This is a genomic window from Arthrobacter sp. R3-55 (assembly GCF_054161505.1).
Window position 1 is genome coordinate 3,957,743 of the sequence record NZ_CP096423.1, and the last position, 22,445, is coordinate 3,980,187.

The following is a 22,445-nucleotide window of genomic DNA, read 5'->3' on the forward strand; positions in this document are numbered from 1 at the left end:
CGCTGTCCCCACGGCTCCGTCTTATTCTGTCGGGGCCGTGGGGCATGATGGAGGAATGCAGGAGCCGCAGGCGTCGGATGGCGCCATCAGCCGTTTCAGCCAGGCAACCAGGGAATGGTTCCTCGGCGCTTTTTCCGAGCCCACGCCAGCGCAGGACGGAGCATGGAACGCCATCTCCTCAGGTTCGCATGCCCTGGTAGTAGCTCCCACCGGTTCCGGTAAAACCCTCGCAGCGTTCCTTTGGGCCTTGGATCGCCTGCACTCGACCCCGTCAGACACCCTCCCCGGGCTCGAGAGCGTTCCGGCCAACGGCAAGGGCCGGGCCAAGCGCCCCAAGACCAAAACCCGCGTCCTCTACATCTCACCTCTGAAGGCTCTAGGCGTGGACGTTGAGCGGAACCTCCGGGCACCGCTGATCGGCATCACCCAGACCGCCAAGCGCTTGGGACTGCCTGCACCGCTTGTCACGGTCGGGGTCCGTTCGGGAGACACGACGGCGGCAGATCGCCGTACGCTGTTGACCAACCCACCGGACATCCTGATCACCACACCCGAGTCCTTGTTCCTCATGCTGACCTCCCGTGCCCGGGAGACACTCAGCGAAGTGGACACCATCATCATCGACGAAGTGCACGCGGTTGCGGGCACCAAGCGCGGGGCTCACCTAGCTGTCTCACTGGAACGTCTGGATGCCTTGCTGCCCAAGCCCGCACAGCGCATCGGTCTCTCGGCTACCGTCCAGCCGCGCGAGTTGGTCGCGCAGTTCCTGGCGGGCCAGGCCCCAGTGGAGATCGTGGCCCCGCCGTCCAAGAAGAACTGGAACCTCACGGTCACGGTGCCTGTGGAGGACATGTCGGACCTGCAGGGCGCCGCCGGTGCCTTCGATTCCGGCCCGGCTTCCGGCCTGCAGCCCCAAGCGTCGATCTGGCCACATGTGGAGGAGCAGATTGTTGACCTGGTCCTTTCCAAGCAATCCACCATCGTGTTCGCTAATTCCCGGCGCCTTTCAGAGCGTTTGACGGCGCGGCTGAACGAAATCTACGCCGAACGTCAGTTGATGGCTGTAGGCGGCGGAGAGTGGGCGGCTCCGGAAGCCAACCCCGGCGCTCAGGCGTCCACAAGCCCCGCGTCCACAAGCCCCGCGTCCACAGTTCCAGCCTCCACCGCCACGCCGGCCCACATGATGGCGCAGGCCGGCAGCACAACCGGCGCCGATCCCGTATTGGCCCGCGCCCACCACGGCTCGGTGTCAAAGGACCAGCGGGCCATGATCGAGGACGACCTCAAGTCCGGCAGGCTCCGGTGCGTGGTGGCAACCTCTTCGTTGGAACTTGGTATCGATATGGGCGCTGTGGACTTGGTCATCCAAGTGGAGTCTCCGCCGTCGGTGGCCAGTGGCCTGCAGCGGGTAGGTCGTGCCGGGCACCAGGTGGGCGAGATTTCCGAAGGCGTGCTGTTCCCCAAGCACAGGGCGGATCTCCTGCACACGAGCGTCACGGTGGAACGCATGCTCAGCGGGCAGATTGAACGCCTGAGCATCCCGACGAATCCCTTGGATATCCTTGCCCAGCAAACCGTCGCCGCAACTGCCTTGGGGAGCATCGACGTCGAGGACTGGTTCAGCACCGTGCGCCGGTCTGCCCCGTTCGCGAGTCTGCCGAGATCCGCTTTCGAAGCCACCTTGGACCTCTTGGCAGGCCGGTACCCCTCAGACGAGTTCGCAGAGCTGCGGCCACGCATCATCTGGGACAGGCATGCAGGAACCATCGAAGGCAGGCCCGGGGCCCAGCGCCTGGCGGTAACCTCCGGTGGCACCATCCCGGACCGCGGACTCTTCGGTGTCTACATCATCGGCACCGAAGTTGAGGGCTCCGCTTCCTCCGGAAGCGCTGACGGCAGCGAGCCTACAGCCTCGGCCCGGGCGGCCAAGGGTGGCCGTCGCGTGGGTGAACTCGACGAGGAAATGGTCTACGAATCCCGCGTGGGCGACGTCTTTGCGCTAGGTGCCACCAGCTGGAAAATTGAGGACATCACGCACGACCGCGTGCTGGTATCCCCTGCCTTCGGCCAACCCGGCAAGCTCCCCTTCTGGAAGGGTGATTCCCTCGGCAGGCCTGTTGACCTCGGCCGGGCCTTGGGAGCTTTCATCCGGGAGCTCTCGGCAGCGGACGAGGCACCCGCCATGGAGCGCTGCCAAGCCAGCGGCCTGGACGCCTTTGCAGCAAGCAACCTGCTTCAGTACCTGCGGGAACAGAAGGACGCCACGGAGATTGTTCCCAGCGACAGAACCCTTGTGGTGGAGCGCTTCCACGACGAGCTTGGCGATTGGCGGGTAGTCCTCCACAGCCCCTTCGGGATGCCGGTCCATGCTCCGTGGGCTCTGGCCGTAGGGCAACGGCTCCAACAACGGTACGGCCTGGACGGCTCCGCAATGGCGGCCGACGACGGCATCGTCCTGCGGGTGCCCATGATGGAAGACGAACCACCGGGTGCTGAGCTGTTCCTCTTTGACCCGGAGGAACTGGAGCAGATTGTCACAGCGGAAGTAGGCGGCAGCGCACTGTTCGCCTCACGTTTCCGCGAGTGTGCAGCCAGGGCTTTGTTGCTGCCCCGCCAGAACCCGGCCAAGCGCCAGCCGCTGTGGCAGCAGCGCCAACGTTCAGCCCAATTGCTGGATGTCGCCCGGAAGTACCCGTCTTTCCCCATCGTGCTCGAAACCGTGCGCGAATGCCTGCAGGACGTTTACGACCTCCCCGCCCTCAAAGACATTGCCGCTTCGGTGGAGCGCCGTGAACTCAGAATCGTTGAAACCACCACGCAGCAGCCCTCCCCGTTCGCGAAGTCGCTGTTGTTTGGCTACGTGGCCCAGTTCCTCTACGAGGGCGACTCCCCCTTGGCAGAACGCCGGGCTGCTGCCCTGGCCTTGGACTCGACGCTCCTCAACGAACTCCTGGGGCGCGTGGAACTGCGCGAGCTCCTGGATGCGGCAGTCATCGACTCCACGGAACGGGAACTGCAGCGGCTGGTCCCTGATCGGCGAGTGCGCGGGATGGAGGGCGTGGCTGATTTGCTGCGTTTACTCGGTCCCCTCAGTGTTGAAGAAGTCGCGGAACGGCTTCAAGGCGTGGAGACAGCTGAAACAATGCAGCAGCCTGGAACGCTGGAGCAGCATGTCCACGCAGATCATCCGGAAGGCGACGAACACCTGGAGGAAGCTCCGCCGGCCCCGCCAGCAGGCACCGTGACCGAGGCCGGATCCCACCTCGCTGCCCTCCAGAAAGCCAACCGTGCCCTCAAGGTGACCATTGGCGGCGTCGAGCGCTTCGCTGCGGTGGAGGATGCCGCGAGGCTCCGCGACGCAATCGGCGTTCCCCTGCCCATGGGTGTTCCGCTGGCATTCATCGAGCCGGTCAATGATCCGTTGGGCGATCTGGTCTCCCGGTATGCCCGCACGCACGGACCGTTCACGGCCTCGGAAGCTGCCGCAAGGTTGGGACTCGGCGTGGCAGTGGTCAACACGGCATTGAAGCGCCTGGCCGGGGACGGCCGGGTGGTGGAGGGAGAGTTCCGCCCGCACGCTGTAGCCGAAGCCCCGCCCACCGCGGAAGGCGCAGATCCGGAGCTCATGTCTTTGGATGCACCGCCGTCCAGTGAGTGGTGCGATGCCGAGGTCCTCCGGAAGCTGCGCAGGCGTTCCCTCGCAGCACTCCGCGCCGAAGTGGAGCCCGTGGACACCGCCGCGTACGGTCGGTTCCTGCCGGCTTGGCAAAACGTCACAGCACCGGGCAAGTCGCGGAGCCAGGCTTTGCGCGGACTGGACGGGATCATCACGGCTGTGGACCAGCTCTCCGGAGTTCCCATTCCCGCCTCAGCCTGGGAGCCCCTGGTGCTGGCAAGCCGGGTGGCGGACTACAAACCGGCCATGTTGGACGAACTGATGGCCGCCGGGGAACTCCTCTGGTCCGGGGCGGGCTCGCTGCCCGGAAACGATGGCTGGATCAGCCTCCATGTGGCCGATTCCGCCGAGCTCACGCTCAACCCCTCCCCCGAGTTCGAACCCGGCGATGCTCAGCAGCGGCTCCTGGAGCATTTCAGTGCAGGTGGAGGCTATTTCTTCCGGCAACTCACGGATGTGGCCGGCGGCATGGACTCAGTGTTGAGTGATGACGCCGTTGTCTCTGCGCTGTGGGACCTGGTCTGGGCCGGCCGGGTGACAGGAGACACTTTTGCCCCCGTGCGCGCCATGATCGCCGGTGGTAAGACCGCGCACCGGCAGGTGGCCAAGGCACCCAGGGCGCGGGCTCCACGGCTGAGCAGGCTTGGCCGCTCCCATGGGTCAGGTCTGCTGGGCTCGCCCGGGCTTACCGGTGGACGTTACGGCTCGGTTTCAGGCGGAGTTGCTGCTGCACCACCGTCTGCTGTGGGCCGCTGGTCGGCCCTGCCTGCCCCGGAATTGGATCCCACCATCCACGCCCGTGGCACGGCCGAACTGCTGCTGGACAGGTACGGGGTGGTAACCCGCGGTTCGGTCATGGCGGAAAACATCATTGGCGGCTTCGGGCTCATGTACAAAGTGCTGGCGCGGTTGGAAGAAGCGGGCCGGTGCCGTCGCGGCTACTTCATCGAGCATTTGGGGGCTGCCCAGTTCGCTGTCCCGGCAACAGTGGACCGGCTGAGGTCCTTCACAGAGGACGCCCGCATTTCCAAAGCGGAACCGTCGGCCCTGGCGTTGGCCGCAACGGATCCTGCCAATCCGTACGGAGCGGCCCTTCCGTGGCCTGCGTTGTCCGTTGACGCCGGCTCCGGGCACCGTCCAGGACGGAAAGCCGGAGCGCTGGTGGTGATGGTCGACGGCGCGTTGGTCCTTTATGTGGAACGCGGCGGTAAGACGCTGCTCACCTTCAACCAAGACGAGGCCGTGCTGACACTTGCGGCCCAGGCGCTGGTGGATGTGGTCCGCCGTGGTGCGGTGGACAAGCTCTTCATGGAGAAGGTCAACGGCCACGACCTCCTCGAAACGCCCATTGCCGTAGCCCTGGCTGCGGCCGGCGCCTACTCCACTCCGAAAGGACTCCGGATCCGTGCCTGAGGGCGATTCCATTTGGCGTGCTGCGTCGCGGCTGAACGAGGCCTTGGCCGGGCAAACCATCACAGCCTCCGACTTCCGGGTGCCCCGCTTCGCCACCCTGAACCTCGCAGGGTGGACCATGGCCGAGGTGGTCCCCCGGGGCAAGCACCTGCTGATGCGCCTCACCGGCCCTGTGGACGAGGAACCCGGCGCCAGCAAAAAGCCCCGGGCCCTGACCATCCACTCCCACCTGAAGATGGAGGGGAACTGGATGATCTATCCTCCGGGTGGCCGCTGGACCAAGCCCGGCCATACGGCACGGTGCGTGCTCCGCACAGCCTCGGCTGACGCGGTGGGGTTCTCGCTGGGCATCCTGGAAGTGGTGCCCACCGCTGAGGAAGCCAAGATTGTTGGACACCTTGGACCAGACCTCCTTGGCCCTGATTGGGACGAGGAAGAAGCCCTGCGGAGGCTGCGGGCCGAGCCGGACGTCACCGTGGGCTTCGCGTTGTTGGACCAACGGAAACTCGCAGGCATCGGCAACATCTACCGGTGCGAAGCCTGCTTCCTCTCCGGCATCCACCCAGCGCTTCCGATTCGTGACGTTCCGGACCTGGCCAAAACAGTCAACGATGCCAAACGCCTCCTCGGCGAAAACCTCGGTCCAGGGCGGCGCACTACCCTCGGCCCGCGGGCCATGCGGCCCGGATACTGGGTTTACGGCCGGGAACGCCAGCCGTGCCGGCGATGCGGCACCACTGTCCGCCGTGCGCTCCTGGCGGCCCCGGATGGGACAGAGGAACGGGACATCTACTTCTGCCCGCGCTGCCAGCCAGCCCCGTAGGCTGCCAGCTGCCCATGTAACCCACCTCACCCGGCCGGGCCCGTGACAACCAGCCCGGCCGGGTGAACCACCCGCCGCCGCGACGGCGGCGCACATCCATGGGTCCGGCCGACTACTCCAGGAAGCTCCCCAGCCGCCCCAGCAATACTCGACCAAGCCGCACAAAGGCGCGCGCCGCCGTCGGACGCTTTCTTACGCCATCCGCCACCACTTCTGGTTGGCAGAACCAGCGCAATCCCATAATTGCAGCCGCGCACCGTTGGTAGAACCCCAATCAGCCACGTCTACACATTTGTCGGCCTGCGGATTGACCAGGTCTCCGGCGTTATTCAGGACGAACTGCTGGGCCGCGTTGCCGTTGCAGCCGGTGAGTTGGATGCGTGCGCCATTGGACGTGGAGCCCCAGGCCACATCCATGCATTTTCCGAGTGAACGGATGCTGCCGTCGGCGGCGAATGTCCATTGCTCCGAGGCCGCCGTGTCAAAGTCCCACAGTTGCAGTTGCGCACCGTCCACGGATTGCCGGCCTGCAACGTCAATGCACTTGTCTGCGTAGCCCTGGATCCTGGTGCCGGGCGCGGTGGCGGGTGGGGACGGAGCAGCAGCAAGTTCGAACACACGGACGTAATCAACCAGCAAGGACTGGGGAAAGGCAGTGCCTGGATCGGGTGGTCCTGGCCAGTAACCTCCCACTGCAAGATTCAGCAGGAGGAAGAAGTAGTGGTCAAAGACCCAAGGCTCAGGTGTTGTTGCTTTAGTTTTCCTCGAGTAGGGAGTGCCGTCTATGTACCAAGTGATGGAGTCGGGGCCCCAGTCCGCGGTGAACGTGTGGAAGGCATCGCCCAATGCTGTGCCGTTGGGCAGGGTGTAGCCGGCACTGGACGAGTTGGCCCCGGAGTAGCCTGGCCCGTGGATGCTTCCCCATACGGTTCCAGGTTCCTTGCCGACGTTTTCCATGACGTCGAGTTCTCCGCTGGCGGGCCAACCGTCGGTAAAGACGTTGTCGCCCAGCATCCAGAACGCGGGCCATGTGCCTTGCCCTTTGGGTAGTTTGAGACGGGCTTCGAACCGGCCGTGGGTCCGGCTGAATTTTCCGGCGGTGATAAGGCGCGCCGAGGTGTATTGGCATGCTCCGTAGTGGCATTGGTAATCAGCGGGATTTTCCTTGCGGGCGGTGATGGCCAGATTGCCCTGACCGTCTGCAGCGGCGTTCCCGGTGCTGGAGGTGTAGTACTGAAGTTCGCCGTTGCCCCAGCCGGATCCCCCGGTGTCATAGGACCACTTTCCGGGATCCGGGGCGGTGCCGGCAGGACTGTTGAATTCGTCGCTCCACACCAGGGCGCCGGGGGTCGGCATGCCGGCGGCTGCCAGCGCTGATGGCTCCGGAGCTATGACGGTGGCTGCGAGGGTCAGGCCGACGACGAGCATCGTCAGGGGCGTGAGTCGTCGCTTCATGATGGCCACTCTGACGGCGCGACAACCCCGCGCGCAAGCCTTTTCAGGGTGACACGCAAAACGTCACGGCATGGAAATAATCACCGCTATTTTACTTTTCCTTTTCGTAACAGCGATGAAATAGAAGGGGGAGAAAGTGGAAGGAGGAACCATTTGGATGACGGAAAATGCCGTCATTGCGATGGCATAGGGATATTCCGTTCGCAGCCGAATTCCTTCCTCTGAGCATCAATGATGCACGCTCCAGGCGCGACTGCCGTGTCCTCCAAACCTTCAACACGAGGGTGTCCGGGAAGGCAGCCGCGCCTTGGCCTTTTCCCCAGCAGTTACCGGAGGCTAAAGATGGGCATTTACAGACAAATACTGGTAAGGATCCTTGCAGTTTTGGTGGTTTCCTTTGGACTGATCTACATCAGCTGGCGATGGTCCGGCACGGTCGCATGGGATGCGTGGTGGATTTCGCTGCCGCTGGTGGTCGCAGAGACCTACAGCCTGGGCGAGTCCGCCCTGTATGCAGTCACCATGTGGAACGCTCGACGACGGCCACCTCCCCCGCCTGCCCTCCCGGGCAGGACAGTGGACGTTTTCATTACTACCTTCAACGAGCCCTTGGACCTGGTGCTCAAGACGGCCATCGCCGCCAGGGACATGGAGTATCCACACCAGACGTGGATTCTGGACGACGGCAACCGCGCCGAATTCGCCGTAGCAGCCGGGCAAATAGGTGTTGGCTATATCACCCGTGGACCGGAATGGGATGGCCGCAAGCGCTTCGCTAAAGCGGGCAACGTCAACAACGCCCTGTCCATGACCACGGGCGGGTTCGTGGCCATCCTGGACGCAGACCAGGTCCCCGAGTCACGCTTCCTGGACCGCGTCCTGGGCTATTTCGACGCTGACGAAGTGGCTTTTGTCCAGACTCCACAGCACTTTTGGAACGTCCCGGACGGGGATCCCCTGGGAAGCCAGGCGGAGCTGTTTTACGGCCCCATTCAGCAAGGCAAGGATGGCTGGGACGCGGCCTTCTTCTGTGGATCGAATGCTGTCCTGCGCCGGGAAGCCCTCATGGCACTGGGATTGACCCGCTACACGCGAACAGCAACAGAACAGACGTGGAGCTCCCTTCGCAAGGGCCGTGCAAGGCTGCAGGATCTTCTGGGTGAACTTGGCAGGCGACGCCCCGCTGCCATGCCCGTGGTCGAACATGCGCTCGAAGCGATAGCGCGCGCGGAGCGCCAGGTCCGCATGGGCGATGTCCTCGCGGAGATCACTTTCGAACTCCGCATAGCCTTCCATGCAGCTGCCTTGTCAGTTCCTGATGCCAGGGATGATGTGGTGCCCGAACTCGACGCCGTCCTGGAGTCGGTGGATGTGGCCCACACGGACCAAGCCCTGGCCATTCACCCCATGGATACCACCACCATTACCGAGGACATGGCGACAGCCATGCATCTTCACGCGATGGGCTGGGGCAGCGTTTACCACCACGAGGTCCTGGTCCACGGCCTGGCGCCCGAGGATGTTTCCACCATGCTCTCCCAGCGCCACCGCTGGGCAGCCGGAACAATGCAGGTGTTTTTCAGTGACAATCCGCTGTTCCTTCGTGGCCTCACGGTGGCCCAGCGCCTGATGTACCTGGGCACCATGACCAGCTACCTCAATGGCTTTGCTGCCCTGAGCTACATCGCCGCGCCGGTGGTTTTCCTGTGGGCCGGCACCTATCCGCTGACGGCCAGTCCGGTGGTGTTCTTCTGTTTGTTCCTTCCCTTCTTCGTTTCGTGCCAGGTACTGTTCCAAGTTGCGGGCAATGGCTCGAAAGGCTTGTGGCGCGGCCAACAATGGTCGTTCGCGCTCTTTCCCACGTGGATCGCCGCCACCTGTTCAGGAGCAGCAGCTGCTTCCTCGGCAAACACCTCACTTTTTCCGTCACGGCCAAAAGTAAACAGGCCACGGGACGCGGTTTCCAGCATGTGCGGCTGCAGGTGGCGGCAATGGCCGTACTGGTTGTTTCCGCAGTCATCGGCCTCGCGCGCGTATCCGCCGGGGAGGCTCCGCTCGTTCCTACCCTCATCACGTTGGCCTGGGTCGCTTTGGATCTGGCGCTGCTGAGCGTGGTGATCGGGGCTGCACGCTACCACGGACCAGGCGAGGATCTGGTGGACCCGGTTCCCATCCCGCTTGAGCTCAACGGGGTCCTCGAATCCGCACCAGACTCACGCCCAGCACATCACTGACAACAAAATCCAATAACGCCGTTCCACACCCCCAGCAAGGAGCGACCCCATGTCCACTCTTTCCCATGCCCCGAATTCCATACCCGCTTTATTGACCTCAACTGACCTGACCGTTGCGGGCCCCCTGGACGCCGCGCGTGTCCTGGCTATTCGCCGGCTCTCAGCAAAAGCCTCGGCCGACGGCCCGGTGGTGGTCCTGCTGGATGTTGCCGACGTGACATACGTGGGCGCGTCCGGAGTAGTTGGCCTGCTTGAAGTGCTGCATGTGCTCCGCGCCCGGGGCGGCGATTTACGGCTTTTCGGCACGTCCACCGTCCTGGACCAAACACTGCTCCAAGCCCATCTGGGGCACGTGGCCCGTATCTACGCCACGCGCCAGGAAGCGCTCGACGGCGGTACGAACCTGGCGGAGGCACGTCACCTCGCCCCACAGTCACGCTGGCGTAGGCTCTTCGCGCGTCCGCGCCGAACCCTTGGATGGGGATGACCGTGGCACCGGCACCTCCAACCTTTTCCGGCCACCCGAATCGAAAGCGGCGGCGGGCAAGCCTTCTCATCCCTTTGGTGGTGACGTCCCTCGCCGCCACGGGACTGGGTTTCGCGTCCAAGGAGGTGGTGCCGGTGGTCCAGGCACTCTCCCTCTGCAGGGCCGTGGACGCTTCCACCATCGTGCCCAAGGACGGCGTTCTGCTGGGCGTCAACCTGGACTGGAACTCCGAAACCCTGGCGGAACACCAGGCCAACCTCGGCCATGATCCTGCGGTGGTGGTCCAGTTCTCGGACATTCCCTACGACGACGAAACGTGGTCCCACACCACCAACGCCGTCACCCAGGTCCGTCCCACCGGCGGGGTCCTGCTCCTGACATTGGAACCACACGGAGGCTTGGCGACCATGAGCGACGAAGTGATCGCGACGTTGGCCAACGACTTACGGGACATCAACGATCAGGGCACTCCCGTCGTCGTGCGTTTTGCGCATGAGATGAACGGTTCCTGGTATTCGTGGGGCCAGCAGCCGCTGCGCTACGTGGAGGTCTTCCGAAAGGTCGCTGCGGCCGTGCATTCCCAGGCGCCGGGTACGTCCATGATGTGGGCGCCGAACTACGGCGGCGGCTACCCCTTTACCGGAGGCCAGTTTGCCGCGCGTCCAGGCACTCCGGACTTCGCGGCACTGGACACGGACCAGAACGGAGCGCTCACCATGGCCGATGACACGTACGCGCCCTATTACCCCGGGGATGACGCCGTGGACTGGGTGGGTGTGTCCCTTTATCACTGGGGCAATCAACGGCCTTGGGACAATAACGACATCTCCGAGCCGGGGAAATTCCTGGCCATGCTCACGGGCAACTACAACGGGACCGCCGGAGACGACAGCGCCGTCCCGGACTTCTACCAGGTCTACGGAATGGACCATCAGAAGCCGGTAGGGATCCCGGAGACGGCGGCGATCTTCACGCCGGCACGCGGCGGAGCGTCGGAGTTGGATGTCAAACGGGCTTGGTGGCGCCAGGTCTTCTCCGCCGAAACCCACCAACAGTTTCCGCAATTGAAAATGATCAACTGGTTCGAGTGGAAGAAGTACGAGATTGAAATAAACGACGACGTCGACTGGCGGAGCGCTGGAACGCCCGCCATCCGCGATGCCCTGACCCAGGACCTGCCGGACTGGCTGCGTTACGGGGAGGATTTGGGCGTGTGCCGCTAGGTGGCGCCGGTCAAGTCGCTGGGCTGATCAAGCCGCTGGGTTGGTCAAGCCGCTGGGCTGATCAAGCGGCCAGGCCTAGGCGGTGGGAGCTGCCTTCACTGCTTCCACAGGTTCCGCGTTCTCTGCAGGGGCTGTGCCCGCAGCTGCCGGTACCCGCTCCGGCACCATGAATTTGGGCAGCAACACTTGCACGATCGGGCCGATAGCCACGGCATACACAACGGTGCCCACCCCTACTGAGCCTCCCAACAGGAACCCCACGGCCAGGACCACCACTTCGATGCCGGTGCGCACCAACCTGACGGACCATCCTGTACGGCGGACCAGGCCCGTCATCAGGCCGTCGCGGGCACCGGGGCCAAGCCTGGCCCCGATGTAGCAGGCAGAGGCGATGCCGTTGAGTACCACGGCCCCTGCAAGCATGGCGATCTGGCCGCCAAGGTGGGTGACCTCAGGAATGAGCAACAGTCCCAGATCGGCGAAGAGTCCTACGAGCACCGCGTTGGCGATGGTTCCGATCCCTGGCATCTGCCGCAACGGAATCCAGAGGAGCAGGACCAGGAAGCTGACCGCGATGACCACCACTCCCATGCTGAAACCGGTCTTCTGGGACAGGCCTTGATGGAACACATCCCATGGATCCAAGCCCAGGCCCGCCCGGATGAAAATGGCCAAGGAGATGCCATACATCGCCAGGCCGATCAGGAGTTGTGTGATTCTTCGGGTCATCATGATGTCCATCCTCCAAGAGAACTGGCCTTGTAATCCATAGCCAGTTTGGAATACTGGTCTTATGTCCGGCTCACTGAACCCCACTGCCCTCCTCCGCCTCCTGGGCGCTTGGAACTCCGGCGTCCTGCCCGCCTACCGCGAGTTGGCCGACGTCGTGCGTTTATTGGTAATGGATGGGCGCATCCCGCTGGATGTCGCGCTTCCCAGTGAACGCGCACTGGCCCAGACACTTGGCGTCAGCCGCACCACGGTCACGGCGGCCTATGCGAGCCTGCGCGAGCAGGGGTTCCTCACCGCCGGGCAGGGCAGCCGCGGCCGGACGTGCATCCCGCATCGCTCAACGCCGGTCAGCGCGCCGGGGCTTGCGGTTCCGGACGGGCTGCTGGACCTCGCCTATGCATCGCTGCCCGCTGCGGGTGAAGTTGTGCACAGGGCATTCGCGGAAGCACTGACCGAACTCCCCGCGCTCTTGCCGGGTTTCGGGTATGACGCCGTCGGAGTACCCGCCCTGCGTGAAGCCATTGCGGAGAGGTACACAGCGGAGGGTGTGCCCACCACGGCGGGTCAGATCCTGGTCACCTCGGGCGCCCAGCACGCCCTGAACATCGTGCTGCGCACGCTTGCGGGAAAGCAGGACCGGGTCATGGTGGAACACCCCACCTACCCCAATGCCTTGGACGCCATCCGCGCTGCCGGCTGCAAGCCCCTTCCGGTCGCGCTACCGGTATTGGAATCGAGTACCTCGCCCGCATGGGACATCGATGCGATGGTCGCCACCATGAACCAGCAGCGACCAGCAATGGCCTACCTCGTGCCGGACTTCCACAACCCGACCGGACGCATCATGTCGGATCTGCAGCGGAGGCGACTTGTTCGGGCCGCAAATGCGTCCGGGACGGTGCTGGTGGTGGACGAGACGCTGCGCGGGTTGAACCTCGACGGCGTCCGCACCGCTCCGATGTCGTCCTTCAGTTCCGCGGTGGTGACCATTGGGTCGCTGAGCAAGTCCCATTGGGCAGGCCTCAGGACCGGGTGGATCCGGGCTGACGAAGCCATGATTACCCGTTTTGTTGCGACGAGGACAATCATGGATTTGGGCGGTCCTGTGGTGGAACAGTTGGCAGCGGCGCGCTTGGTGCGGGCCTACACCGAGCCCTTGGATGCCCGGCTGGAAGAACTCCGGCACAACAGGGACACGCTGATGGGGTTGCTCGCCGAACACTTGCCGTCGTGGGAGGTGGAGCGACCACGTGGCGGGCTTACTCTCTGGTGCCGGCTTCCTTCGCCGTGCAGCACTGCACTGACCGTCCTGGCGCCGGACTTCGGGCTCCGCCTGGCCGCCGGCCCCCGCTTCGGAGTGGGCGGGGCATTCGAGCACTACATGCGCATGCCCTTCACCTTGCCGCCTGCGCAATTGGAGTTTGCCGTCGGCGCGCTCCGCGCCGCCCAGGACAAGCTCGACGCCGCTCCGCACCTACGCCGGACCCTCAAGGCCGAGCGGCCCGCCGCCGTCGCGGTAGCCTAGGAGGTGGTCCGCACCACCGCCGGCCCGACCCAACTGAGTCGCATTTGATGCCGTTTTGAGGGGTTCAGAACGGCATGTGCTGCTACCGGGTTGGGTTTGCGGATCGCGCACCCATGCGCTGCTTCGCCGTGTTGCTGCCGGGCCCCACGGGGATATGCGAGGTTGCCTTGGCCAAGCCAAACTCCGGCATCCCGTTGTAAACCACTTCAATCCCCGAGGCCGGAACCTGGTACGTCTCGTGCCATACCCCAATGTCCCCGCTGCCTGCGATCTCCTTCATGAATTTCCGCCACGGGCCCAGATGCGGCGAATCCTTGTCGGCGGCGAAACGCCGCAAATGTTCCGGGCTCTCCCAATAGCTGAGCAGCATGGTGGTGCGCCCGAACCATTGCTCACTTCCCAGCAGCCCGGCCTGGGGATTAGCCGCGAGGTGCCGCATCATCACGGGCATGGCTGAGGCAACTTTCGCTACGCGGCCTATCTTCCACCACCTGTTGGCGCGCATCCCGATGAGGAAAACGGTCACGGTGTCGCGCCCGATGCCCGCCGTGTAGCGGCCGGGGAAAATCTCCTGTGCCATGTGTATCCGTCCTGACCACGAGTTTAGTAACGCTGTTATGAAACAATGTTATGAAACACTTGAAAGCATGGCAAGACCCATCGTTCATGATCAGCACGTCCAGCAGAAGCTCTTGGCGGTCACCGCAGAACTCGTGGACCGCGAAGGGCCGGCCCGCGTCACTCTCCGGGACGTTGCTGCCGCGGCCGAGACGTCCACTACCGCCATCTACTCGCTCTTCGGCGGGAAGGCGCAACTTTTGACGGCCGCCGTCGATGACGGTTTCCGTTCCTTCGGCGAGTCCCAAAAGGAAGCGTCCACGGGCGGGCTGCTGGCCCTTGGGCGAGCGTACCGGGCATGGGCGCTGGAGCATCCAGCGCTCTATCGGCTCATGTTCGGCGGCGCGCTGGCCGCGTACGTTGACTGCAGCCCGACGCCGGAGGTCGCCTCGGACTCCATGCTCCCCTTGGTGGAAGCGGTGATGGCCGCCCAGTCAGCCGGCGCATTGCGCAAGGACGATCCCACCATGGTGGCCATGGCCATTTGGGGGCAGGTCCATGGACTGGTCAGCCTGGAGTTGGCTCAAATGAACGACCCGGCCACCGACTGGTCGCAAATCTACGAGGCGGCCCTGGAATCCGTAGCCCGGGCCTGGGCCGCCTGACCGCAGTTTTAGGCGTACACCTTTTCCAGGAATGCACCCCAGGCCTTGGCCGTGAGCTCCGAATCCCCGGAACCGCTGAAGTCATGCACGGTCATGCCCACAGGAGCGCCGAAGGCATTCCGCCCGAAGAAGCGATAAAGGGCGTCGCCGGTGCGCAAGCCCAGGAAGTTCTCGTTGGAGAAATCCACCTCGCCACGAAGCCTCCCTACGCCGTCTACGTCCACATCCACGGCAGTTCCTGCCGCAATGCCATCCACGCCCAAGGCCTGCTTCAACTGTACGAACCCCGTGGAGATCTGCGAGGCGGCGGGGCTCTGGATATCCGTGAAGACCACCGGCTTGCCGTCGAAATACTGTAGGTACTGGCCCAATGTGTGCAGGTAGAACTCGGTGTGCTTGCTGGCGCCGTCGTACTGCTCGTCCCAGTTGTCGGCGAAAATGCCGCTGTGGACGTAGTGCAGCTTGGCGCGGCCACCCTCCAACGGCTGCAGCACATGCTCCAATTGGTTGAACCAGCCATCAGGGCCGTCCATCCGGGACACCAGGTGCGTGGGGAACTCTTCGGTGGTCTTCACATCGGGCCACTGGTCGGTGGGGAACATCCAGGCTGCGGTGTCAGCGGTGACCGCATTCCACACCCGCTCAGGCGTTCCGGGCAGTTCGGTGTCCGCCACGATTTCGAATTTCCGGTTGTCAGTCATTGCCTTGGTCCTTTTCTACTGTTTGATCTGTTGAGGTCTCTTGTTGTGGTGGCGCCTTGAGTGCGGGGTGAAGTACGACGACGAGCCGGTGCCTGCGTGCCCCGCCCGCCTCGGCGGAAGCACCGCCGTCGTGGTACTTGTCCACGAGCCGGGTGACTGCCACGCCAAGCTCTTCCGCGAACGCTGCGCGTTCGGAAGCGGAGCGGAAAGTGATCTCGCCGTCGATCGCGAAGCTGGCCAACTTCTTCTTGGCCACGGCAGCGCCGGCAATGAGTTTGCCCATCTCCTGCACAGTGCGGGAGGCCAGCGACAGCAACCAAAAGGCCGAGAACCGGTCAGAGAATCGTCGCGGGTCAGGCGCCACGGACGCCAACGCGACGGGCGAGATCAAGTAGGACGCCGCCGTCGCGCGCAGCACGCGCTCGGTGACATTGCCCTTGCGCCGCTCCTCCACCAACTCCACCAGCCCATGGCGTTCCAGGGCTTTGAGATGGTAATTGACCTTCTGCCTGGGCAACCCCACCTTCGCAGCCAGTTGCGTGGCGGACGCCGGCACCACAAGCTCCTGCAGAATGCGGGTGCGGATGGGGTCCAGCGAGGCTTCCGCCGCAGCGGGGTCCTCGATCACTTCGATGTCCAACATGCTTCCAGTATGCTTACCGACAACTTTTCTTGTCAAGAACTTTTTTGTGTTCGGTTGGTTCCTCCGTTGCGAGGCCCGCTTTGCGTGCTTCGTGCGCTAATTGGGGCGCAGGGCGGGCCCCGCAACGCAGCCACAGTAGAATTGTCCGGTGATGCAATCCCCCCTCCCCGTGCGCGACGGCGTGAACGCGACCCGCCTCCGCCTGCCGGACAAGGGCCCGTGGATCACCGCCATGGACTACATGATGCACCGCTGGGGACACATAGATCCCCAAGGAATTGAAGATCGGTTCGACGCCGGCGAGATCGTCGGCGAAGGCGGCGTGCCGCTGGACCGGAGCACCAAACTGGAGGACCACACCTTCATTTGGTACTACCGCACCCTCCCGCCCGAGACTCGGCTGCCCGTGGAGATCAACATCCTCCACCAGGACGAGCACATCCTCGTAGTAGACAAGCCGCATTTCCTCCCCACCACACCCGGCGGCACCTACATCCAGGAATCGGCTTTGGTCCGCCTCCGGAACCTCCTGGACCTCCCGGACCTCATCCCCATGCACCGCCTGGACCGTATGACCGCCGGCCTCCTGCTGCTCTCCACCAACCCCGAAACCCGGGGGAAGTACCAGGTCCTCTTCGAGAAGCGCCAGGTCCGGAAGGAATACGAGTGCGTGTCCGCCGCGACGCCCGCCGCGGGTTATCCCGCCGTCGAATTCCCTGCAGTGGTCCGCAACCGCATGACCAAGTCACGTAGCTACCTGCTTGCCGAAGTCATTGACGGCGAACCGAACGCTGAAACGCGCATTGAACAGACAAAAACGTTCGACGCCGGCACTCACCAGCGCGCGCTGTACCGGCTGGAGCCACACACCGGAAAAACGCACCAACTCCGCGTCCACATGGCATCGTTGGGCCTGGGCATCATCAACGACGCCTTCTACCCTGACCTGCTGGACAAGGCGCCGGACGACTACAACAAGCCGCTCCAACTGCTGGCCCGCGGCATCCGGTTTGTGGATCCCATCACCAAACAACCCGTGGAATACCGCAGCCAATTGGAGCTCAGCGAAGCCCGCGGCTAGCGAAGTACGGCGCTCGTTTGCCTGCGGTTCCCTATCCCGCCAGCCGTCAGTCCCCAGGCGTCAAGTGATCAAAGACCAGGTTCGTTTGGGTGTTCGCGATGGCCGGATCCGACGCCAGGTGCACCGCTATGAAGTCCCGGAGCTCCTTGGGCGTAGCGCAGGCCACGTGCATGAGGAAATCCTGGTCTCCGGCCAACAGGAAAACACTCTGGACGTTGGGCAATGCTCGCAACCTCTGACCGATGGCCAACATCTTGTTGCGCGCTTGGGAATTCACCCGTACTGAAATCAGCGCGTACACCAAGAGCCCCAAGGCCTCGAGGTCCACCGAGGCATGAAAACCCCGAATAATCCCCGCATCCCGAAGCGCCCGGACCCGGCCCAGGCAGGTGGAAGGGGCTATGCCCGCCTTCGAGGCAAGCACGTTATTGGGAATCCTGGCGTCCGCCATGAGCTCTTTGAGGATCAGCCGGTCCGTTTCATCGAGCCGAACCCGGTTCGGAACGATGCCCTGCGTACGGGCTATTGGTGAATCCGACACGAACAGTTCTCCAATATCTTTGTGATGCTTCGAAATCCTTGGTTACTACCTGAGCTGGATTCTATCTTGGAGCGATTTGCAGAATCGACGAGGAGGTCGCGATGGGCAGTTTCGAAAAGATCCAAGAACGTGAAGGTGGGCTCAAACGGCAGCTCACATCCCGGCAGATGACCATGATCGCGCTGGGCGGTGCAATCGGTACGGGACTGTTCCTGGGGAGCAAGTTCGCCATCGGCCTCGCAGGCCCCAGCGTCATTATCAGCTACGCCATTGGAGGCCTGATCGCCCTGTTGCTGATGGGCAGTCTGTCCGAGATGACAGTGGCACACCCGACGTCGGGCTCCTTCGGTGCTTTTGCGGAACACTACGTGAGCCCGCTGGCCGGCTTCCTGGTGAAGTACATGTATTGGTCCTGCATAGTGCTGGCGGTGGGAACTGAAGTGACCGCTGTGGGCGAATACATGAAGCTCTGGTTCCCTGACGTGCCGTCACTGCTGTGGGTGATCTTCTTCTCCGCGGTCCTGATCGGGGTCAACACCATGAACGTCAAGGTGTTCGGAACCCTGGAGTACTGGTTCTCCAGCATCAAGGTCTTCGCGATCATCGCTTTCATTGTGCTCGGTGCGTACATCGTGTTCGGCGCCCGCACCGAGGGCACCGGCTTCCAGAACTACACCGCCGAGGGCGGCTTCTTCCCCAACGGCTTGTCCGGCACGTGGTTCGCCGTGATCGTGTCCATCTTCAGCTACCTCAGCATAGAAATGATCGCTATCGCGGCGGGCGAAGCCAAGGACCCCGCAACAGCTGTGAAGAAGGCTTTCCGCACCACCATCGCCCGGTTGCTTTTGTTCTACATCGTCACTCTGGCGCTCATCCTTGCGATTGCACCGGTCAGCCAAATCCTCGCCGGTGGCAGCCCTTTCGTCACAGTGATGCAGAACCTCGGCGTTCCTTTCGCGGACAGCCTGCTGACCTTCGTGGTGATCATCGCCGCGCTCTCGGCCATGAACAGCCAGCTGTACATCTCCACCCGCATGATCTTCAGCCTTTCCCGCAGCGGCGACGCACCCGCCGTGTTCGGCAAGCTGCGCACCAACGGTGCACCGGTCAATGCCCTGATCCTCTCCACCACCGGAATCGCCATCGCCACAGTGGTCTACGCGATGTTCCCCGAAACCGCCTTCACCTTGATGATGGCCATCTCCATGTTCGGGGCCATGTTCACCTGGTTCATGATCTTCGTGACCCACTGGTTCTTCCGCCGCAGCATCAAACGCAGCGGCACGGAACTGTCCTACAAGACCCGGTTCTACCCCGTGGGCACCATCCTTGGGGCCGTACTCATGCTCGCCATTGCCATCAGCACGCTGGGTACCTCGGCGTTCAATATGACCCTGGTCTTCGGCCTGCCGTCGTTGGCGCTTGTCACGGTCCTGTTCCATGTGGTCAAGCGCCGCAAACGTCACTCCGATGCCGGCACGTCGTCGGGTCAGGGTGAGGAATCAAACACCGTCCGGAAGACCGCCGTCGTGCCTTCCGAAAACAGCACGAACTCCGCTCTCTCAAGTCGGCTCTCCGCAGCGCCGCTGACTGACGACGACGAAAACGACCTCACGGCCTCGAACGCTACCTCCGCAACCTGACGGGCGTCCCATCCGTAGATTCCGGCGCTGATGGCGGGGAAGGCGATGGACCTGGCACCGAGTCCGGCCGCGGCCCCCAGGCTCTCGCGGAAGCACGAGGCCAGCAGCGCCGGATCCGTTTGCCCCGCATGCCGGTTGGGACCGACGGTATGGACCACCCAGCGGGCGGGAAGCCGGAACGCGGGGGTTGCGACGGCGGCCCCCACCGGCAGCCCGTCCGGCAACTCCGTTCGCCTCAGCTCGCGGCAGGCGGCAAGGAGCTCCGGACCGGCTGCCCGGTGGATGGCACCGTCAACTCCCCCGCCGCCGAGCAATGACGAGTTGGCGGCGTTGACGATCACATCCACATCACGGGTGGTGATGTCACCCTGCAAAATGTCGATTCGCATGGCGCCAGTCTTGCGCCGGAGCGGGGGGAGCGGCAAGTGCGGTACCTTGTGCCCATGGATATCACCGCCCCGGAGTCATGGGGATCCGCAATTTACCTGTGGATCGTCCCCATTGTGCTGGGCGACGCCATCTTCCCGCCCATCCCCTCCGAAATGGTGGTGATCACCGGTGGGGCACTGGCTGCGGACGGCCACGCGAACTTCTGGCTGATTCTGTTGCTCGCCGCCTTTGCCTCCTGGCTCGGCGACATGGCGGTCTTTATCCTCTTCAAACGGCGCATCAGCCACGTCCTGGACCGGTGGGCGTGGGGCCGCCGGGTTCACCGCGGGATCCATGAGGCGATCGCCAAAGCCGGCAGATCCTCAACGTACGGCGCCATCATCGGGGCCCGGTTCATCCCGGGCGGTCGGCTCGCCACGTCATCCGCGGCCGGCATCGCCAACGTCTCGGTCCGCGGCTTCAGCCTGTGCGCCGGCTTGGGAGCAGTTCTCTGGGCGGTCTGGCAAGTCGGCCTCGGCTATTTCACCGGTTCCACCACCAAGCTTCCCTTTTGGGCCAGCTCGCTGATCGGGGTGGGCGTCGGCCTGGTGATCGGTGTGGTGGTGGGGCTGATCGTGACGCGACGCCGTGGCAGCCGCTCACCTGTGGATGAACCGTTCGACGCCGATACACCCGGCGACGGCCCACAACCGGAGTAGCGCCGGCGGCGTGGCTAGACCGGCGACGTGGCGCCGGCGGCGTGGCTAGACCGGCGACCAGCGTCCGCGGCTGCGGCGCAGCACGTACAGGCTACCCGTAATGGCCACGCGTTCGACGGCGTCACGCATCATGGCTGCCGAGGTCCGGGCTTCGTCGTTCTCGCCTGAATAATCACGGTCGCCCACGGTGAAACGGAGGCTGATCTGCGGGACACCGCCAACGATGTCCAGCTGGTTCGACTCGACGTGGTGGCGGGTTTCCAAGGCCTCAACAGCTGCGGCCATCACGGATTCGGGCGCATTTCCCGGTTTGAGGCCAGTGATCTTCAACTTGGTTTGGAACGACGGCATCCCACCACCCTAACCCTCGTTACCTTTTTCGTAGCCCGTTTCCTGGTGCAGGATATGGGTGTGCTGGCCTGCTGATCCCGGCATGATTGCGACCCTCTGTTGATTCGATGATCTTGAGAGTGTTGTCACCGGGGTTGGTAGGTGCCGGGAGATCGCTAATAGGGGCAGGACAGTTCGGGAACGTCGTGCGTAACGTGGGTGCCGGGTCCTGACACCGCTGGCGGGCCAGTGCGGTAGTTGACTACGACTGGAGGTGCCAGATGATCACGAACCACGACGCTGTTGAAGTGTTTATTGGTTTGGATGTTGGTAAGGGCGTCCATCATGCCGTTGCTGTGGACCGGGCAGGCAGGAAATTGCTGGACCGGGCGCTGCCCAACGATGAAGCCAAAATCCGGGAAATCATGGCCGAGCTGGAGGACAACGGCCGGATCCTGTTTGTTGTTGACCAGCCCGCGACCATCGGTGCGCTTCCCGTTGCGGTGGCCCAGGCCGCCGGGGTGCTGGTCGGCTACCTGCCGGGCCTGGCGATGCGCCGGATCGCGGATCTTCACCCCGGAGAGGCGAAAACCGATGCCCGGGATGCGTTCATCATCGCCGAGGCCGCCAGGACCATGCCGCATGCCCTGCGCTCGGTTCAGTTGGTCGATGAGCAGCTCGCTGAGCTGAGCATGCTGTGTGGGTTCGACGATGACCTGGCCAAGCAGGCCACGGCGACTTCGAACCGGATCCGCGGGCTGCTCACGCAGATCCACCCAGCTTTGGAAAGGGTGCTCGGACCCTACATGGACCACCCGGCGGTGGCTGGATCTGCTGCGGACCTGGCCTACCCCTGAGGCTCTCCGTCATGCGGGCCGGCGTCGGATCGGGAACCGGCTGACCAAACTCGCTCCGCGCATGGGTGAACGTCTTGCCGATGAAATCATCGAGGCCTTGGGCCGGCAAACCGTCACTGTCGTTGGAACGAACGCCGCAACCATCGTGCTGCCCCAGCTCGCGGCCATGCTCGCCGGGCTCCACGAAAGCCGCGCCACGGTCCTGACCCAGGTCGAGACTCTTGTGGAGGCCCACCCTCTTCACCCGGTCCTGATGTCTCTGCCGGCCGTGGGCATCAGGACCGCTGCACGAATCCTCACCGAAGTCGCCGGGAAAGACTTCCCCACCGCAGGGCACCTGGCCTCTTACGCGGGGCTGGCCCCTGTTACCTGGCGATCCGGGTCTTCCATCCGTGGCGATCATTCCTCCAGGAAAGGCAACAAAGTCCTCAAACGAACCCTGTTCCTCTCCGCTTTCGCCGCGCTCAAAGACCCGCCCTCCCGGGCCTACTATGACCGCAAACGAGCCGAAGGAAAACGCCACAACCAGGCACTCATCGCCCTGGCACGACGACGCTGCGACACCCTCTACGCCATGCTCCGCGACGGCACCCTCTACCAACCCCCAACACCCGCAACCGCTTGACGAAAAACATAGGGGCACTCCCACATCCCACGCCCTTGGGCAGAACCCTCTCCCACATCCTGAACTGCTCCCCTGAAGTTGGACTGAGAATTTCAGTTCCGATTTGAGGGGAGCAGTTTTTATGTGTTCGCGTAGTTCTTTGTCT

The 22,445-nt window shown here is 63.7% G+C and carries 16 protein-coding genes and 3 pseudogenes; 11 read left to right on the forward strand and 8 right to left on the reverse strand.

Annotation, left to right across the window (positions count from 1 at the left end):
- The first annotated feature begins 55 nt into the window (after nt 1-55).
- Together M1D51_RS18030 and M1D51_RS18035 are read left to right on the forward strand one after the other, a co-directional pair.
- Nucleotides 56-5,089, forward strand: a complete 5,034-nt coding sequence (locus M1D51_RS18030; protein WP_458107466.1) for an Lhr family ATP-dependent helicase — start codon at nt 56-58, stop codon at nt 5,087-5,089.
- The gene (locus M1D51_RS18035; protein ID WP_458107467.1) at nt 5,082-5,912 is read left to right on the forward strand and encodes a DNA-formamidopyrimidine glycosylase family protein; all 831 of its coding nucleotides are present in this window, start codon (nt 5,082-5,084) and stop codon (nt 5,910-5,912) included. The genes M1D51_RS18030 and M1D51_RS18035 overlap by 8 nt, the downstream gene beginning before the upstream one ends.
- Before the next feature lie 192 nt (nt 5,913-6,104).
- On the opposite strand, the gene M1D51_RS18040 is transcribed toward M1D51_RS18035, so the two are convergent.
- Entirely contained in the window at nt 6,105-7,367 is a 1,263-nt protein-coding gene (locus M1D51_RS18040; RefSeq protein ID WP_458107468.1) for a ricin-type beta-trefoil lectin domain protein, read from the reverse strand.
- 342 nt (nt 7,368-7,709) lie between these two features.
- Between M1D51_RS18040 and M1D51_RS18045 the strand changes: the two are divergent.
- From M1D51_RS18045 to M1D51_RS18055, 3 genes and pseudogenes are all read left to right on the forward strand, one after another.
- Nucleotides 7,710-9,601: pseudogene (locus tag M1D51_RS18045) on the forward strand (glycosyltransferase family 2 protein).
- A gap of 49 nt (nt 9,602-9,650) precedes the next feature.
- Nucleotides 9,651-10,088, forward strand: a complete 438-nt coding sequence (locus M1D51_RS18050) for an STAS domain-containing protein (RefSeq protein ID WP_458107469.1) — start codon at nt 9,651-9,653, stop codon at nt 10,086-10,088.
- Nucleotides 10,079-11,311: a glycoside hydrolase family 26 protein gene (locus tag M1D51_RS18055; protein ID WP_458107470.1), complete on the forward strand. Its 1,233-nt coding sequence runs from the start codon at nt 10,079-10,081 to the stop codon at nt 11,309-11,311. Before M1D51_RS18050 ends, M1D51_RS18055 begins: the two co-directional genes overlap by 10 nt.
- Before the next feature lie 75 nt (nt 11,312-11,386).
- Here the strand turns inward: M1D51_RS18055 and yczE are convergent, their stop codons facing one another.
- Entirely contained in the window at nt 11,387-12,043 is a 657-nt protein-coding gene (yczE, locus tag M1D51_RS18060) for a membrane protein YczE (protein ID WP_458107471.1), read from the reverse strand.
- A gap of 61 nt (nt 12,044-12,104) precedes the next feature.
- Between yczE and yczR the strand changes: the two genes are divergently transcribed.
- Nucleotides 12,105-13,568 carry a MocR-like transcription factor YczR gene (yczR, locus tag M1D51_RS18065; RefSeq protein WP_458107472.1) on the forward strand — a complete coding sequence of 488 codons (1,464 nt, stop codon included), beginning with the start codon at nt 12,105-12,107 and terminating at the stop codon, nt 13,566-13,568.
- A gap of 82 nt (nt 13,569-13,650) precedes the next feature.
- On the opposite strand, the gene M1D51_RS18070 is transcribed toward yczR, so the two are convergent.
- Entirely contained in the window at nt 13,651-14,148 is a 498-nt protein-coding gene (locus M1D51_RS18070; RefSeq protein WP_458107473.1) for a DUF4188 domain-containing protein, read from the reverse strand.
- A 67-nt stretch (nt 14,149-14,215) separates the two neighbouring features.
- Here M1D51_RS18070 and M1D51_RS18075 point away from each other — a divergent pair, with 67 nt between their 5' ends.
- Complete coding sequence (locus M1D51_RS18075) at nt 14,216-14,791, forward strand: TetR-like C-terminal domain-containing protein (protein ID WP_172324083.1); 576 nt, start codon at nt 14,216-14,218, stop codon at nt 14,789-14,791.
- A gap of 8 nt (nt 14,792-14,799) precedes the next feature.
- Here M1D51_RS18075 and M1D51_RS18080 read toward each other — a convergent pair whose 3' ends face one another.
- Both M1D51_RS18080 and M1D51_RS18085 read right to left on the reverse strand, forming a co-directional pair.
- Nucleotides 14,800-15,492, reverse strand: a complete 693-nt coding sequence (locus M1D51_RS18080; RefSeq protein WP_458107474.1) for an SRPBCC family protein — start codon at nt 15,490-15,492, stop codon at nt 14,800-14,802.
- Nucleotides 15,485-16,135, reverse strand: a complete 651-nt coding sequence (locus tag M1D51_RS18085; RefSeq protein WP_172324085.1) for a winged helix-turn-helix domain-containing protein — start codon at nt 16,133-16,135, stop codon at nt 15,485-15,487. The genes M1D51_RS18080 and M1D51_RS18085 overlap by 8 nt, the downstream gene beginning before the upstream one ends.
- A 151-nt stretch (nt 16,136-16,286) precedes the next feature.
- On the opposite strand from M1D51_RS18085, the gene M1D51_RS18090 reads away from it, so the two are divergent.
- Nucleotides 16,287-17,216: an RluA family pseudouridine synthase gene (locus M1D51_RS18090; RefSeq protein ID WP_458109615.1), complete on the forward strand. Its 930-nt coding sequence runs from the start codon at nt 16,287-16,289 to the stop codon at nt 17,214-17,216.
- A gap of 46 nt (nt 17,217-17,262) precedes the next feature.
- Here M1D51_RS18090 and M1D51_RS18095 read toward each other — a convergent pair whose 3' ends face one another.
- Nucleotides 17,263-17,757 carry an Lrp/AsnC family transcriptional regulator gene (locus M1D51_RS18095; protein WP_458107475.1) on the reverse strand — a complete coding sequence of 165 codons (495 nt, stop codon included), beginning with the start codon at nt 17,755-17,757 and terminating at the stop codon, nt 17,263-17,265.
- Between the two features lie 173 nt (nt 17,758-17,930).
- Between M1D51_RS18095 and M1D51_RS18100 the strand changes: the two are divergent.
- Nucleotides 17,931-19,070: pseudogene (locus M1D51_RS18100) on the forward strand (amino acid permease); the annotation flags it as partial.
- A gap of 176 nt (nt 19,071-19,246) precedes the next feature.
- On the opposite strand, the gene M1D51_RS18105 reads toward M1D51_RS18100, so the two are convergent.
- Nucleotides 19,247-19,789, reverse strand: coding sequence for an O-acetyl-ADP-ribose deacetylase (locus tag M1D51_RS18105; RefSeq protein WP_458107476.1), 543 nt, complete (start codon nt 19,787-19,789; stop codon nt 19,247-19,249).
- 54 nt (nt 19,790-19,843) lie between these two features.
- Between M1D51_RS18105 and M1D51_RS18110 the strand changes: the two genes are divergently transcribed.
- Nucleotides 19,844-20,488 carry a DedA family protein gene (locus M1D51_RS18110; protein WP_458107477.1) on the forward strand — a complete coding sequence of 215 codons (645 nt, stop codon included), beginning with the start codon at nt 19,844-19,846 and terminating at the stop codon, nt 20,486-20,488.
- Between the two features lie 45 nt (nt 20,489-20,533).
- Here M1D51_RS18110 and M1D51_RS18115 read toward each other — a convergent pair whose 3' ends face one another.
- Nucleotides 20,534-20,839 (reverse strand): hypothetical protein, encoded by a 306-nt coding sequence (locus M1D51_RS18115; RefSeq protein WP_089593699.1) that lies wholly within the window; start codon nt 20,837-20,839, stop codon nt 20,534-20,536.
- A gap of 198 nt (nt 20,840-21,037) precedes the next feature.
- Between M1D51_RS18115 and M1D51_RS18120 the strand changes: the two are divergent.
- A pseudogene (locus tag M1D51_RS18120) lies at nt 21,038-22,300 on the forward strand (IS110 family RNA-guided transposase).
- Nucleotides 22,301-22,445: the final 145 nt, after the last annotated feature.